Source organism: Pacificibacter marinus, assembly GCF_900109555.1.
GTDB classification, from domain to species: domain Bacteria; phylum Pseudomonadota; class Alphaproteobacteria; order Rhodobacterales; family Rhodobacteraceae; genus Celeribacter; species Celeribacter marinus_C.
In genome coordinates, this window is sequence record NZ_FNZV01000001.1 from 346584 (window position 1) to 362879 (window position 16296).

General features: G+C 53.4%; 14 protein-coding genes. 2 read left to right on the forward strand and 12 right to left on the reverse strand.

Translation table 11 applies throughout. The annotated features are described in order from the left end of the window. Nucleotides 1–149: 149 nt before the first annotated feature. Nucleotides 150–1595 (reverse strand): aminotransferase class V-fold PLP-dependent enzyme, encoded by a 1446-nt coding sequence (locus tag BM025_RS01565; RefSeq protein WP_085847237.1) that lies wholly within the window; start codon nt 1593–1595, stop codon nt 150–152. A 97-nt stretch (nt 1596–1692) separates the two neighbouring features. Between BM025_RS01565 and BM025_RS01570 the strand changes: the two genes are divergently transcribed. After that, entirely contained in the window at nt 1693–2157 is a 465-nt protein-coding gene (locus BM025_RS01570; RefSeq protein ID WP_085847556.1) for an Lrp/AsnC family transcriptional regulator, read from the forward strand. A 9-nt stretch (nt 2158–2166) separates the two neighbouring features. On the opposite strand, the gene BM025_RS01575 is transcribed toward BM025_RS01570, so the two are convergent. From BM025_RS01575 to BM025_RS01620, 10 genes are all read right to left on the reverse strand, one after another. Then, nucleotides 2167–3408 carry a D-amino acid dehydrogenase gene (locus tag BM025_RS01575; protein ID WP_170842084.1) on the reverse strand — a complete coding sequence of 414 codons (1242 nt, stop codon included), beginning with the start codon at nt 3406–3408 and terminating at the stop codon, nt 2167–2169. A gap of 7 nt (nt 3409–3415) precedes the next feature. Next, a complete protein-coding gene (locus BM025_RS01580) occupies nt 3416–4195 on the reverse strand; it encodes an SDR family oxidoreductase (protein WP_085847235.1) in 780 nt (259 codons plus the stop codon). Nucleotides 4196–4206: 11 nt separating this feature from the next. After that, entirely contained in the window at nt 4207–6477 is a 2271-nt protein-coding gene (locus tag BM025_RS01585) for a molybdopterin-dependent oxidoreductase (RefSeq protein WP_085847234.1), read from the reverse strand. A gap of 3 nt (nt 6478–6480) precedes the next feature. Further along, a complete protein-coding gene (locus BM025_RS01590; protein ID WP_085847233.1) occupies nt 6481–7416 on the reverse strand; it encodes a dihydrodipicolinate synthase family protein in 936 nt (311 codons plus the stop codon). A gap of 4 nt (nt 7417–7420) precedes the next feature. Continuing rightward, entirely contained in the window at nt 7421–8719 is a 1299-nt protein-coding gene (locus tag BM025_RS01595; RefSeq protein WP_085847232.1) for a TRAP transporter large permease, read from the reverse strand. Continuing rightward, nucleotides 8716–9234 (reverse strand): TRAP transporter small permease, encoded by a 519-nt coding sequence (locus tag BM025_RS01600; protein WP_085847231.1) that lies wholly within the window; start codon nt 9232–9234, stop codon nt 8716–8718. The genes BM025_RS01595 and BM025_RS01600 overlap by 4 nt, the downstream gene beginning before the upstream one ends. A 76-nt stretch (nt 9235–9310) precedes the next feature. After that, nucleotides 9311–10306: a TRAP transporter substrate-binding protein gene (locus BM025_RS01605; protein WP_085847230.1), complete on the reverse strand. Its 996-nt coding sequence runs from the start codon at nt 10304–10306 to the stop codon at nt 9311–9313. 116 nt (nt 10307–10422) lie between these two features. Further along, entirely contained in the window at nt 10423–11328 is a 906-nt protein-coding gene (locus tag BM025_RS01610) for a LysR substrate-binding domain-containing protein (RefSeq protein ID WP_085847229.1), read from the reverse strand. Between the two features lie 218 nt (nt 11329–11546). Beyond that, a complete protein-coding gene (locus tag BM025_RS01615; RefSeq protein WP_085847228.1) occupies nt 11547–13391 on the reverse strand; it encodes an adenine deaminase in 1845 nt (614 codons plus the stop codon). Nucleotides 13392–13458: 67 nt separating this feature from the next. Then, nucleotides 13459–14106 carry a phosphoribosyltransferase gene (locus BM025_RS01620; RefSeq protein WP_085847227.1) on the reverse strand — a complete coding sequence of 216 codons (648 nt, stop codon included), beginning with the start codon at nt 14104–14106 and terminating at the stop codon, nt 13459–13461. 68 nt (nt 14107–14174) lie between these two features. Here BM025_RS01620 and BM025_RS01625 point away from each other — a divergent pair, with 68 nt between their 5' ends. Then, nucleotides 14175–15344: an amidohydrolase gene (locus tag BM025_RS01625; RefSeq protein WP_090875128.1), complete on the forward strand. Its 1170-nt coding sequence runs from the start codon at nt 14175–14177 to the stop codon at nt 15342–15344. Here BM025_RS01625 and BM025_RS01630 read toward each other — a convergent pair. Then, a complete protein-coding gene (locus BM025_RS01630; RefSeq protein ID WP_085847226.1) occupies nt 15341–16222 on the reverse strand; it encodes a nucleoside hydrolase in 882 nt (293 codons plus the stop codon). The two genes, BM025_RS01625 and BM025_RS01630, sit on opposite strands and share 4 nt — an antisense overlap. Nucleotides 16223–16296 lie beyond the last annotated feature (74 nt).

The following is a 16296-nucleotide window of genomic DNA, read 5'->3' on the forward strand; positions in this document are numbered from 1 at the left end:
TCAAATGCTTTGGCGATCTGTGCATGGCCAACAGGTAATTGTCGCGAAATTCAGGAAACTGCCCTTCAATTGATCTTGTTTTGTGTCAGTCGTTTAGAGCAGTAAGATCAATTCCCCCCAAACGACCAATCGTTAGGGGGGATGTGTCTTTAAGATGCCAATTGATCTGTCCGATTTTGCTTGATCGAAAAGCGTGCAGTCAATGTATCAACGTCATAATATGCTTCGAACTCTTCCAAGCGATTCAGCAGATCCAGCACGCTTTCAAGAATAAACTGCACCTGAACATCGCTCATAAGGTAGCTAAAGTTCAACCGAACCCATCCCGGTTTGTTGATTTCATTGCCCAGACGCAGCTCTTCTAACAGACCTGCAGAGGCCATCTCATCAATCTTTAAAAGCGCATGCGCATAGGGACCAGCACAGGCACAGCCACCCCGCACCTGTATTCCGTAAATGTCACTCAACATGCGGGTAAACAGCTGGTGATGGAACCGCGCACCATTTTTACGAGACACCAGAAAAGAAAAGATCGGCAACCGATTGACATGAGCCCCACTCAAAAGCGTCAGTTGCGGATGCCCGCCCCACGCAGACAAAGCTTGCACATTCACAGCATGTTCTCGTGCCGTGATAAAGCTTTGCGACACAACATCTTTCACGATGAACGCAAGAGCAGCGCGGATATCGCCAATCACATTAGGCGTGCCCGCTTCTTCGCGAGATGAAATGTTTTGCGTGTACTCATGGGTCCATGATGAGACAAAAGTGACCGTCCCACCACCCGGTGAAGTTGGCGCGTGTCGTGTCACAGCATCCTTGCGCAAAATCAAAACACCGCTCGCACCTGGACCGCCGACAAATTTGTGCGGAGATACAACGGCTGCATCAATTTGCGCATCGGCACAGGGAGACATATCAATCTCAAGATATGGTCCGCCCCCCGCATAATCCCAAACAGACAGCGCGCCGTGGTCTTTCAAAATCTTGGTCACGGGAACAGGGTCGGTCACGATGCCGGTCACATTAGAGGCCGCCGAAAAGCTGCCGATTTTTACATCTGCCGCTGAGTGTTCGGCCAGTTTGGCGCGCAACACATCAAGATCCGGACCACCATGTGCAGCCTCTGGAATTTCAATCACAGTTGCTTTGCTTTCACGCCAAGGCAAAATATTGGAATGGTGCTCGTAGGGACCGATGAACACAACAGGATTGGCCGCTGTATCAACGCCAAGCAATTTCACCAACTTGTTCAGACCTGTCGTCGCACCAGACCCCGTGAACACAACGACGTGCTCATCCCCTGCTCCGGTGAGCTTGGCAATTTCAGCACGCGCATCGTTGCGCAAACGCGTCATAAAGGAACCGCAATAGGACGCTTCTGTATGGCTATTGGCATAGAATGGTAAGACGTCATGCCTGATATAGTCTTCGACCTGCTCAAGCGCACGGCCAGAGGCCACGTAATCGGCATAGACAAGCGGCACATCGCCAAACAGCCCTGGAATCAACGTTCCGTCACCGATCAGACCCGCCTGCAGGTCTTGGATTGTGTCCGGTGTTTCGATGGAGGCGCGAAATTTATCTAAGCTCATGGTGATCCCTCATATTTTCACCACTATGACGACTCTAAAGGCAAATTTTGTTATCATAATTATAGTAATTCACACCAATACTGCATATTATGATCGTATGAACAGTCAAAAATTAGATCATATTGATCGCCTCATTCTTCAAGCCTTGCAGCAAGATTCGTCTATCTCGCAAAGGGACCTTGCCGACCTTGTGGGTGTCTCGCAAAATGCGTGCTGGCGTCGCTTGCAAAATCTGAACAAGCAAGGAGTCGTGAACGGGTCCGTGGCCAAAATAGATCGCAAAAAACTAGGCTTGGACTTGGTTGTTTTTGTGATGGTGCGTACCCGCAAGCATTCAACAGAGTGGCTTAAACTTTTTCGCAACGCTGTCTTGAACACGCCTGAAATTGCTGATGTTTTCCGCATCGCGGGGGACTACGACTACATGCTGAAAGTCGTCACAAAAGACATGGCAAGCTATGATGCCGTCTATCAGCGTTTGATCGAACAGATCGAATTGGAAGCCGTGACATCCTATTTTGCTATGGAATCCATTGCAGAAAATCGCCCTCTCGCAATTTAGGGAAATGGCTTAATCAAGTGCCGCATCAAAAGGGCGACCTGCAACAAGATCAGCCATCATTTTGCCTGTCCCACAGGCTTGCGTCCAACCATTGGACCCGTGACCTATGTTCAAGAATAGATTGTCGTAGCGACTGCGTTTCACTTGGCTCGGGCCGTCCGCAGTCATTGGTCGAAACCCGTGCCACCACTGCGCCGAGGCATAATCTGCAGCACCGGGGAACAGGGCTTCAACCCGCTCGCGAATACCGCTCAGCACAGGTTCGTGCATTGAGGTGTTAAATCCCGCCAGCTCCGCCACGCCTGCCGCGCGAATGCGTGAGCCAAGGCGCGTGATCATCACTTTAGAATGTTCATCCATCACCGAAGATCGCGGCGCGGCATCTTCATTCGTGATCTCAGCCGTCATAGAATAGCCTTTGACGGGATAGACTGGCACGTTCAATTTGAGAGCGCGCAACAAATCCATTTGTGGACCCGTGGCAAGTACGATGGCATCCGCCTCAAGCGTGCTCTGCTCAGTTCCATTCTGCAAGATTTCAATCGACGAAACGCGGTTGCCTGTGGTCTGCAGTCCGGTCACGCGCGTATCAAAACGGAATTTTACACCCAAGGTGCGGCACAGCTTTTCCAACGCGCGGCAAAACAAATGGCAGTCCCCCGTTTCATCATCCGTAAGTTGCAACGCGCCCGAAAGTTCGACCGAAGATTGTGCCAAGCCCGCCTCAACTTCGCAGGCCTGTTGCGGCGACAACAAACGATGCGCTATGCCAAGTGATGACAACACTTGCGCATTGCGACGCCCGCCGTCTGCCTCGTCCTTGGTTTGAAAAATCTGTAGTACGCCGCCCGTTCCGTGATCATATTCAACACCCGTTTCGTCCCGCAGCGCCTTAAGTTGCGCTTTGGAATAGTGGGCAACCTTTTGCATCCGCGTTTTGTTTTCGGCGTATCGTGCAGGCGTGCAATTCGCGGTGAACCGCAAAAGCCACGCCCATTGAGCCACAGAAAAGCTGGGGCGAATTTTTAACGGCGCCGCAGGGCGAAACATCCATTTAAGCGCTTTAAACGGCATCCCTGGAGCTGCCCAAGGCCCCGCAAACCCCGGGCAAACACCGCCAGCATTGCCAAAGGAGGTCTCAAGCGCCACGCCTTTGCGCGCTTCAATCACAGTTACCTCGTGTCCATCGCGCGCCAAATACCACGCAGTTGTGATCCCGATGACGCCCGCCCCTATGACAACAATTTGCATCGGGACCTCAGTAGGTTCCGGGATAGCTTCCGCCATCCACCAAAAGGTTTTGCGCGGTGACAAAGCCAGCGTGTTCAGAGCACAAAAACGCAAAGTAAGCACCGATTTCTTCGGGGCGCCCATAACGGCCAGCGGGATTTCCCGCAGCGCGTGCGGCACGAATTTCTTCGTAGCTTGGGCCGCCTTCGATCAGCATGCCTTCAATATGTTCACGCTGTCCGTCACTGTCTGTAATCCCGGGCAGCAAGTTGTTGATCGTCACGCCTTTGGAAATGGTTTGACGCGCAAGACCCGCTGTAAAACCGACCAAACCTGAGCGCGCCCCATTCGACAGACCCAATTCAAGCTGTGGGATTTTCACACTGCGTGAGACGATGTTTACAATACGTCCCCAACCACGATCCATCATGCCATCCACAAGGTCGCGCGTCATCAAGATGGGCGGCAACATCATAAGTTCAATCCCTGCGAGCCACTCGTCGCGACCCCAATCGCGAAAATCACCGGGGGCTGAGCCACCTGCATTGTTGAGCAAAATATCAGGGTTTGGGCAGGTCTCTAAAATCTTTGTCCGCCCCGCCTCAGTCGTCACATCCGCGACGATGGTGTGAACCGTGGCCCCTGTGGCACGGCGAATTTCTTCGGCAGTTTGCGTCAAACGCTCTGCGCCGCGCGCACAAATGGTGATGTCTGCGCCTTCAGATGCGATGGCCATAGCGCAAGCGCGCCCCATGCCTTTACTCGCTCCAGTCAAAAGGGCGTGGCGACCTTGAATTCCCAGATCCATTCATTTTTTCCTTATGTAGAGAGGGGTTCGATCCGCGCAAGGGCGGACAGTGCGGCACAGGCCTGACCAAGCTGAGAGCTTCGTCGGTCTGCCGTTAAAACATTTGGATTGCCATTTTGTTCAAGTCCCGTCAGCGCATCGGGTTCAAACCAAGCGCCTGTTGGCATCACCAGCACAGAGCGGCGCACACCAACATCTATACGCGCCGTCGCTTTACAAGCACCACGCGCGTTATAAACCCGCACGGGTTGACCATCGTTGATGTTGTGTGCGGCCGCATCATCGGGATGAATACGCACGGGAGCTGGCGCGCCTGACATGCCGGCAGAGGTGTGCCAAAGTTGGCTGTGCAGCTGTTTCTCAGGTTGGTTCGTGACCAAGTGAAACTCGCCCTGCGCAGCGGTGCCCAGCCACTCATGAGGCGCACGAAACACCGGGTGACCGGGTTCGTCTTTATACCCAAAGTCGGCAATCGTTTGTGAGAACAGTTCGATCTTGCCTGACGGTGTTGGCAAAGGTGACTGGTCAGGGGCATCACGGAACTCTGCGAGCATCACTTCTGGGTGATCTGGCGCGGGCACGGGCCAGACGCCCATCGCACGAAAACTGTCATAATCGGGCACTTCGACGCCGTCGCTTAATCCCTTTTTGACCGTGCCTGCCCACATTTGTTTAAGCCAATCTTGTTCATCAAACCCCGTATTCTGAGGTCCACCGTCAAATGCTTCACGACAACCCAGACGATCTGCGAGTGCTGCGAAAATATCGCGGTCGTTGCGAGCTTGGCTTTGTGGTTCAATGATTTTTTGCATGAAAACTACATTGGGGTCGCGTGATGTGCCACCAATGTCATTACGCTCTGCCGACGTGGTCGCAGGCAAAACGATATCAGCGCGCAATGCCGTTGGCGTCCACCATGGTTCATGCACAACAACCGTTTCAGCGCGTGCCCAGCCGCGTTCAAGTTTGCCCAGATCTTGCGCATGATGAAACGGATTTCCGCCAGCCCAATAGATCATGCGAATGTCAGGCAAGGTGATCCGTTTGCCATTGAAATCAAGCGGCTCACCAGGGAACAAAAGCGCATCTGCGACAGCGGCAACAGGGATTGCAGTCCCTGCGTTGGGCAAAGATGCAAGCGTTGGCACATAACCGCGTCGCGCATTTGCGCCGACAGACCCCATGGAGCCATAGCCAAAGCTAAACCCTCCACCGGGCAGGCCGATTTGCCCCAGCATCGCCGCAAGCGCGATGAGCGCCCAATAGCTTTGCTCACCATTCTCGGCGCGTTGAAGCGACCATGCAGCCGTGAGCATGACACGCCCCGTACTGATTGCCGTCCAAAGCGTTTGCAATTCGTTGAGGCTGACCCCTGATTGCGCGGCGGCCCATGGCAGCGTCTTGGGTATACCGTCGGTTTGGCCCGTTAGATACGCGACAAGGCGATCTGCCCCCGTGGTATATGTATCGAGAAACGCCTTATCAGCGCGTCCAGTGATCCAAGCTTCATGTGCCAGCGCCAGCATAATCGCCGTATCTGACCCCGGCCGAGGCTGGATGAGATCAGCGTCAAGCCCGTCAGGCATATCGGATGCCAGTGGCGACAAAACGATAAAGCGACACCCGCGTTCTTTTGCCTGAGCGACCATTTGCGGCAAAGGGTGTTCAACAGCGCCACCAGATGTGACGCGCCAGTTCTTTGTGTTGAGCCCGCCAAATGCCACGAATGTATCTGTGTGTTCGGCAATGCTTGCCCAACTGGTTGCGGCATAGGCAACGGATGCAGTAGAGCCAAGGACATGTGGTAGAATGGCAGCTGCAGCGCCCCAAGAATAATTCGCTATTTGATCGGTGAACCCACCCGAAGCAGCGAGAAACCTGCGCGTTTGACTGCGCGCGTGATGCAACCGACCAGCACTTGACCAGCCATATGAACCACCCAGAATAGACGTTGGACCAAAGTCACGATGCATTCGGCTGATTTCATCCGCGACCAGTTTAAGTGCTTTGTCCCACGAAATCGGGATCATTTCATCCTGCCCGCGCATGTCTGACGGGCCTGCGCCGCCTTCAAGCCATCCACGGCGCACATAAGGTTGGTCAATACGTTGCGGCGAATGAACAAGCTCGGGCCAAGCCCCGATCATCTGCGCATCCGCCCCCCCGATTGGTAGAGCTTCGACAAACCGCCCGCCTTCGACCCGACCACGAAAAGCCCCCCAGTGACTGAGATTCACCGGAAATTGCATGTCGTCAGTCATCGTGAGCGGTTTGTCAGACATTGTTTACTCCGCAGCTATTTTAGAAACGGACAGACCGTATTTTTCTGCCAAACCAAGTTGTTTAAAGGCTTCTAGACCCTTTTTCAGAACTTCAGGTTTTGCAGGTTGCAGCGGCTTGCGCAGCGGACCCGCGGGCAAACCAACAACCTGCATCAACGTCTTGATCGACACAGGATTAACTGCAGCATAAGCGAAATGCAGCATAGGCAGGTTGTCGAGCCACGCTTGACGATGCGCAAAAGCATCTTCCCCTGTTTCCCATGGCTTAGAAATCACAGCCATTTCTTTCGGAATAATATTGCCGGTCATGTTTGCAGTGCCGTGACCACCAAGGGCCATCGTTGGCACCACAAGACCAAGGTTTGGCGAACAACAGCACATGATCGACATGTCAGGTTTTGCGGCACACATTTGTGCAACTTGACCCACACGTGTTGTGCTTTCTTTCAGCACGACCATGTTGTCATGTTGCGCCAGCTTGAGCAGGTTATCCCAATGCAGGTCGGTTTTGACGCGAGGTGGGTTGTTGTAGAACCCCATCGCAAAATCGCAGCTGTCCAACACTTCCATCGCATAGTCTGTGATGGCATCGTTATCGGCGCAAATATACGCAGGAGCCGCCATGATGGCTCCATCAGCGCCCGCGTCTTTTGCGAACCGCACGTAGTCGATTGTGGTCTCAGTGTTGTTGCCTGTCACACCGTAGTACATCAACATGTTGCCGGGCTTCATTTTCGCCGTCTGCGTGATGATCTGTTTGCGCTCTTCAGCGCTCAACATAGACACTTCGCCTGTTGAGCCCATGATCAGGACCGCCTGAGTACCATTGGCAGCGTGCCAGTTCAGCAAAGTGCGGAACCCTTCGAAGTCGATAGAGCCATCGGCGTTCATCGGGGTGATAAGGGCAACAAACGAGCCTTTGGGTTTAATATGGGACATAGGGTTAACCTCCAGGGAAAAATTCGGGGACGAGCAGCTTGGGCAAACCCAGCACAATGCCAGGAAACCACAAGGACAAGATCGCGATGGAAATGGTCAAAAGACAGATCGGCGCGACGGCCAACATGCAACGACCAAGGCTTGCACCCGCAATTTGCGAGGCAATCAAAAGACAGATGCCATAGGGCGGCGTCACCAATCCGACAGACAGGATAATTGTGGACAGAACGCCCATGTGAATGGGGTCGATGCCTGCCGTATTTCCAAGCGCTTGAATGATTGGCAAAAAGATAAGTGTCGCTGAGATAGGGTTCAAAACCATCCCGACCAACAGCAAAAATCCAATCAACATCAGCATAATCAAGAACGGTTCTTGGGTCACACCGAGGATAAAATCGACAACGATTTGCGATGCGCCAAGATAAGCAATCAGCCAGCCAAAAATACCCGCACCAGCAACGGTGAACATCGGAATGGCAAAATCCACAACGGCCGCTTTTAAGATGCCCGGCATTTGGCGCAAAGTGATGTCACGGTAAATAACAGTCGATAGGAACAGCGCCCAAAGAACGGCCGCAATAGCGCCTTCGGTTGGGGTGAACACACCACCAACAATACCACCCAAAACGATCACAGGGATCAAAAGCGGCGCCGCACCACGTTTGACCACACGCGCTGCGACACGCACCCCGGGGAACGGGTTGGAAGGATAGCCGTAATAGATCGCCAAAAGATACGTGTAGAGCATCATAGACAGCGCCACTAAGATGCCCGGGACAATGCCCCCGACAAACAAAGCACCGATTGAGACGTTGCCAAAGGCCCCGTAGATGATGAGAATAATCGACGGCGGAATGATGACGCCAAGTGTAGATGACGCTGCGGTCAAAGCGGCTGCAAATGGCGCAGGGTAGCCCGCTTTTTTCATCGCAGGAATAAGAATGGACCCCACCGATGCCGTGTCTGCGGCAGCCGAGCCAGAGAGCGAGGCAAAGATCATAGAGACGAAAACATTGACATGCCCAAGCCCACCACGCACGTGGCCGACCGTGGTATCGGCGACCTCTAATAAGCGATTGGTGATCGAGCCTGCATTCAGAATACGACCCAGCAACATAAAGAACGGCACCGCCAAAAGCGTAAAGCTATCGATGCCCGCGAACATTTGGTTCGCAACTGAGATCAGTGGCAGGTCTTCCATCAACAAAACGGCTGCTGAGGACAATATCAACGCAAAGCCGATATTCACGCGCAAGGCTATCAAGATGAAAAAGAAAAGGATGAGAACAACAAGAGGGCTCATATTTCAGCACTCCCTGCTTGCACAGAACTATTGCCGCCGTTCGTATGTTGGAAAGGATCGCGAATAAGCGACAGAGTCATTTCCACGAGATAGAGCGCCATAAGCCAACCAGAAACTGGCAAGGCGAAATACATCCAAAAACGTGACAAGCCCAAGGATTGGATTTCACCGCTCGCGCGCATCTGCGCCAACGTCCAACCATGCACACCTAGAATCCACACAACACAAAACCCTGCCGCGATGGACAGCAGTTCAACCAACAGCGCCACACGAGGGCGATGCGTTGGCAGCATATCGACCATATAATGTGCCCCCGTGCGCAAGCCCGACGCGGCACCAATAAAAACGAGCCATGTGAAGAATAAAAGCGCCAGATCGCTAGTCCATATCATCGGTACGTTCAGCACGTTCCGAGCGAGGATTTGTAGGGCAACGGTGGCGATCAACAGCGCGAATGCGATCCAAGAAAGCCCTTCGACCAGCGCAGACACTCCGTTACAAAAACGGTTTAACATGAACAGACCTTTCGGATGAGAGCCAGATCAAATGGGAACAACAGCGCTGCTCCCATTTAGATTTAGCGGTACAATCTTATTTTTTCAAAAGCTCGTATTCAGCTTCAAGATCGAGGTCTGCAGCCAATTTTTCCTGAAGGGGCGCAACAACTTCCATGAATGCTGCTTTGTCAGGGTAGCTGACGGTTACGCCGTATTCTGACGCCAAAGTTTCCACCAGTGCCGCGTCATATTCTTTCGCTTTCTCAACACCATAAGCGTTGGCAGAAACCGCGGCATCTTGCACGATGGTCTGCAAATCCTCTGGCAACTTGTTCCAAGACACCTCGGACATAGACGTGTGATTCACTTGCAACGTATGCTGTGTCAGCGTGAGGTTTGGCGCAACTTCATACAGCTTTGATCCGGTGTAGCCCGGCAAAGAGCTTTCCATTGCTTCAGCAACACCCGTTTGCATCGCGGCGTAAAGTTCGCCCCATGCCACGGTCACAGGCAACATGCCAAAAGCGGACCATGTTTGTGAATCCATCGGCGATGGAGGGGTGCGCATTTTCAAACCATTCAGGTCTTCAGGGCCAGTCACAACGACATCAGCCGTGGACATATTGCGCGCACCAGAAGCACCCAATGCCAAAAGTTTCATACCTATGCCGCGCTCTGCATAGATGTCTTCGAAATGAGCGTGAACAGCAGACCCGGGGCCAACGATTTCAAGTTCAGAATCCATGCTTTCAAAAAGGTATGGCATGGTGAAAATCCCAAATTCCGGGATTTGCTGTACGGCATTGGATGTGGTTGAAATCATCATGTCGATTGTACCGAAAGCCATCTCGCCGATAACCGCCGGATCTTGGCCAAGCTGACCGCTGTCGAAAATTTTAACTGCGATTCGACCTTCAGATTTGGCTTCGACCTCGTCTTTAATGGCCAGAGCCATATCGTTGTAGGGGTGCGGTGATTTTACCAGCGTGTGAATGCGCAATGAATAGTCTGCGGCGAAAGCTGAACTTGCGATGACCATTGATGCGACACTGGCTCCGAGGACCAGCGCTGTGCGGCGTGTAATATGCATATGTTTTCCCTGTTCATATCTGTTGGTGTGAGTGGTTTTTTATATTTATGGGAATAGCTTCTGCCTCTGATCAGATAAAATCAAATACAATTATGGGCTACCCTCATGCAAAAAACTTATGTCCTCTCAAAGCCGTAATGAGAGCGAGATTTTATCGTTTCCAGAAGAGTTTCCAAGAAACGCTCCCCCGCACGCGACATCGGAATGCCCGCAGGCTTTAGGATTTGATAGTCAAATGGAATGACCGGTTCAAACGGCACAACGACCAGTTTTTCCCCAAAGACATCTGGCGTGATCGGATCAACAATCGCAACGCCCACCCCAAGGGCTGCCAGACTGCAAGCCGAATAGCTAGGCTGCGTTTCTGCCACAATGCGCGGAACGACTCCAGATTCGGCAAAGCAGCGCGTCAAATAACTATGGGTTAATGTGCGAAAGTTAAGCGCAATCAAATCTTGATCAGCTAAATCTTGTGGACGTATAATATCGCGGTTGGCGAATGGATGATCCGGCGCCAAGACGCAAACGCAATGGGTCCGAAAAGACGCGAGCACTTCTACATCTTCGCGTCCAGGATCCGTCTGCGCGATTCCAAGATCGATTTGGCGCGAGGCCAATAGATTGAGAATGCGCGCAGATGTATGCACATCATGTGAAATATCGATCCCGCCAAAGCGTTCAACCATTTTGCGCAATGCCAATGGCAGAATTTCGAAACTGACCATGGGCATAGACGCCACGCGAAAAGCAGAGCGTTTGAGTGTTCGAATTTCATCCGCAACCGTTGAGAGCCGATCAAGACTATAGAACATGCGCTCCACTTCCTGAAACAACTCATAGGCTTCGGGCGTGGGCACAGCGCGCCCGCCTGTGCGCAACAAAAGCGCGAATCCGATACTTGCTTCTAGATCAGCAATCAGGCGACTGACGGCAGGCTGCGAGACCGATAAAGCATGTGCCGCCTCAGTGATCGACCCGTGCCGCATGACCATGCGAAAAGCGGTAAGTTGTTTCTGGTTCATAGCAGCTCCATCGTCCCGCGTTTGGTTTTACTGAGACCTATGAGGGCGGTAAATTAAGAAAGAGTTTGGCTCATCTGGCTCATTATGTAGTATGCAACGCGTGTTCTGGGATGCAAGGCGCGCACCTTAACAAAGGCGTGACCAGACAGGACTGCACCGCGACCAGATACAGCGCAGGTTTCATTATTGATCCAATGACACGACAGTAATCTATAGGGTCAAAACACGACAGGGCGCGTCTCGCCAGTGACAACGTGAATGAGCCCTTCGGGGGCGTGATCACTGCGCGCGACCAAATTCCAACGCCACGGTGCGCAGGTAAGCGTCGCAATCGCAAGACGTTCAGGAAACCCAGGCTGCCAACGCGGGTGAAATGACGGCTCGTACATCCATTCCACTTTGTCAGCGGCCGCATAGAGCGCCTTCATCTCTGCGTCGTTTTCCTCGGCGGGGCGCGCGGTCATCAAGCCTGCAATTTCATATCGAACCCGCGCCGTAACTTTGCCCCGATGCACCAACACCCAACCGCCGCCCATTTTGGCAAGTTCATTGACCGCGAGTGCCATCGCAGCGTCATCAGAGCCGACACACCAGACGTTGTGTTTGTCATGCGCCATCGAACAGCACAAAGCCGTATCGGGGTCTTTTGGTCCGCATCCAAGCCAGAACATCTTGGTGACTGCCGCTTTCCCAGAGTACCTATCGATGATCGAAAACTTGGTGATATTTTGGGTCTCGTCACGTTGCACCAAACCATCTGCGACAGGCAGAGTCCGAATTGGGACATCGTCACTCCAATGAAACGGGCGCAAAACAGGCGCTTGCATATCACTGCGTCCCTCTGCGGCTTTGATGACAAAATCTTCCGCCGTCAAAGCACGCCCGATATTGACGGTGTTATACGCCCAATCAGGCCAGTCAACGTGAACGGGATCGGGTAAATATGTTGTGCCTTGTGAAACCTGTTGCCCATCGGCCCACACTTCGTGGATTGAAAACTTGTCAAAGTCATCGAGCAAAACAATATCGGCAAAACGCCCCGGAGACACACTGCCAACCCAAGGGGTCAATCGCATATGCCGCGCAGGGTTTATCGTGGCCAATTGAACCGCGATTTCTGGCGACAGGCCCGCTTTGATAGCACAGCGCACATTGTAATCCGTGCCCCCCAAACGCAGCGTATCTGTCGCGCTGCGATCATCTGTTGTCACCGCGACTTGGCTCCAATCTTTCAGGCCAAACTCGATCAAGCCCTTGATGATTTCGTCCATCGTGTGCACGCGAATTTCAACAAAAAGCCCGTGTCGCAATTTGTCCCATGCCTCTTGCGCCGTCCATGCTTCGTGATCCGAAGCAAGCCCCGCCGCAGCAAAGGCATTGATGTTTGGCAAATCGCGCAGACCAGCGCCATGTCCCTCGACAACACCACGTGCGGCCATCGTCGCGCCAATCATTGACCACAAACGGTCATGTCCGGGGTTTTCAGCTTGGGTAATAGCAGGCCAATCCATAACCTCATCCAGCCCAGCGGTCATCGGGTTGCCCATAAACCCAGCTTGATCACGACCATCCAAATGAGCTCCATGTTCCCACCCCGTCGGCGGCACAGCTGATCCGGGCAATGGGAAAATCTTAAGCGGCGATCCTGCCGCGCGCGCTTTGAGCCAAAAGTCCAACGTCTGTTTGGGCAGCACATTGGACAACTCGTGACTGGCCTCGCAGGTCCACGTATTGCCACGCGGCACAACCAACGCCGCCTCAAATTCAGGCGTGATATGCGAACTTTCAATATGTTTGTGAACTTCGCCAAGACCGGGCACTGCACTAAGCGTGCTACGATCCACCGTGGTTTTGGCGTGCCCCGGAAAGCTGCCGCGCGGGCCGACAAATGCGATACGCCCCTGCAACATTGCGATGTCTGCGCCCTCAATCCACGTGGCTGTCGCCGTATCAAGCAAACGCCCGACTTGCAGTAAAACGTCAGCTTCGACACGGCCCAAGGCCACTTGAACCAGTGATTTGCGCAGTTCAATCTCGTGTTTGAAATCGATATTTCCGGTCACAATAGCGTCCTGTTCTTAGATGTATTTTCGTAATTTATAGGTGTTTGGTATCACATTGAAACGTCGTTCAAGGCGCGGCCCATCCTGCATCAGTCTTTTTCAGAATTGGCGTCCCAAATGCCCCCACAACAGACACATCGCCCACATGATTTGTCCACGCGTCACCTTGTAACATCGCGGCCCCAATCACCGTGGGCGCAATCTGTTGTTGGCACAACAATCGCAAAACCGAAGCAATAGAACTGCCCGACGACAAAACATCATCAATGACCGCAACACGCCCCGACAATAAAGGCACCATGCGCGGATCAAGGTACAATCGCTTGCCCTGCCCCGGTGATGTGATCGATGACATATCAACGGACAGCGCATCGTCGTACCAAAACTTGCGAGAATTGCTTAGAGGCACCAAACGCGCATGTCCCAAACGCCGCGCAACAGCTTCTGCAAGTGGCAATCCCAATGTCGGAACCGCGACAATCACATCTGGTGCATGTGGCTTAAGTTGCTCGGCCAATTCATCTGCCAAAGCATCCAGCACAGCAAAACTTGCTTGGTTCAAAATCAAGGATGCAACGCCCCGCACGCCGTCACTCAATTGGCGGATTGGCAACAACAGTGTCCCTGCGCCAAATGGAACCGCATAGGTTTCTTGGTCGCCTTGTACGCCAGCATTTAAATTCGTGTGCACACTTTGCCATACATCTGTTCTCATAGTCTTTTCTCCTTGTCTCTGACGTGATCTTGCTTAGGTTCACCCCTGAAATTAGAGGACCCAATCCCATGCAAAACCCGCCATTGATGACACCTGAAATTTTGGCCGACCTGACCGAACTGCGCCGTGATCTTCATGCGCATCCCGAGCTGGGATTCGAAGAACACCGCACGGCTGCAATCGTCGCGGACCGTCTGCGCGCTGCTGGACTTGAGGTAGAAACAGGTATCGGGGGCACAGGTGTTGTGGGAACGCTGCGCAAGGGCAACGGAAATCGTGCGATTGCTTTGCGCGCCGATATGGATGCTTTGGCCATGCCCGAAGACACGGGCCTGCCCTATGCGTCCGTCACTCAAGGCGCGATGCACGCCTGCGGCCATGATGGTCATACGACCATGCTGATCGCTGCTGCACAAGCCATGGTCAACCAACCGTTTTCGGGCACTGTTCATTTCGTATTTCAGCCCGCCGAAGAAGGGCGCGGTGGCGCAAAGGCGATGGTCGAAGACGGGTTCTTTGACCGTTTCCCTGTTGATGCCGCCTATGGGTTGCACAACATGCCGGGTCTTGAGCTTGGCGTGATCGCAGCTGTCGAGGGGCCACAATTGGCAAGTTCTGACAGCTGGCTGGTGGATTTTCACGGGGTTGGCAGTCATGGCGCAAAACCCCATCAGGGCCGCGATGCGGTGACGGCGTCGGCTGTGTTTTTGACTCAACTGCACAGCATTGTCGCCCGCGAAGTGAACCCGCTCGAACCTGCTGTTGTTTCGGCCTGCGCTGTGTCGGCTGGCGACTTTGCGGCCCTCAATGTCATTCCGCACAAGGTTCAAATCGGTGGCACCGCCCGCGCGTATTCTGCGGATGTGCGTGACCAACTTGATACCGCGATCGGGCGTCATGCCAATGGCGTTGCCGCCAGTTTCGGAATTACCGCGGACTATACGTTCATTCGCCGCATTCCGCCTGTCATCAACGCCCCCGCCCCGACGAAGATCGCGCAACAAGCCGCGGCAACGGCGTTGGGTGATGATCACCTGCGCACGGTGTTCCCGCCCTCGACTGCTGGTGATGATTTTTCCGAATTCGGCACACGCGTGCCCGGAGCTTATGTCTGGCTTGGCATGGGGGAGCCGCGCGAAAACGGACAGCATCACAACACCAACTTTGACTTTAACGACGACTGCATCCCCTTTGGCACAGCCTATTGGTGCGCAGTCGTCGAAAAGGAATTGGGTTAGCACGACAGCCCCGCAAGCAAAGCTGCCCGCAAGCCATCGGCATCTAGGCCCATGGCCACTTGCACATGGTATGGCCCCGCGATGAGCGCCCCTGTTTCAAGGTCGACATCAAGCATCCGCGGCTCAATCTGAAACAGCTCAGGATGTTGTGCCAACAATGGCACGCAAGGGTCATGTAACGGGCGACTTTCCGCCCCGTTTGTGGCGGCAAAATAGGCATCGATCAACGCAGCAGATGCGATGGCTGAGGCCCGTCCTGTGTCTTGTAGCGCCTTGATATAGGCTGCATCGGCACGCAGTTGTCGTGTTGCATCCAATGGGATCAACGTGAACGGCAGTTCAGCGGCCAAAACAGCGGCAGCGGCATGTGGGTCATGCGCAATATTGAATTCGGCTTTTGGTCCAACGTTGCCCGGCTCGTCGATGGCGCCGCCCATCGCTATAATGCTGCGGATGCGTTTTGCGCTTTTGGGGGATCGCTCTAACAGCAGCGCCAAATTGGTCAGCGGACCAAGGCAAAACAGATCAACAGTTTGCGGTGGATTTGCGTCTAAAATTGCGATCATAGCTCCAACAGCATCTTGGCTGTCCGGTGCGCGCAACGGATCGGGAAAGACCACGCCGCCCAATCCATCATTGCCATGTATTCCAGTTTCGGGGCGTGCTTTTTTGCCAATTGGGGCCGCAGCACCGGCATGAACAGGTGTATCCACATTCGCCAAAGCACAGATACGGCCCGCATTGTGCGTGGTGACTGACAGACCAATATTTCCTGCAACTGTCGTCAATGCGACGATATTTTGCGCGCGATTGTGCAGCGCATATAGGATCGCAATTGCATCATCTATGCCCGGATCGGTGTCGATAATAATGGTCATTTGTGAAACCCCTCAATAATTTTAGTGGGCGTGGTTACGGTCCACGTTTTCTAGTGTGGTTTAAGTTTGTGTCG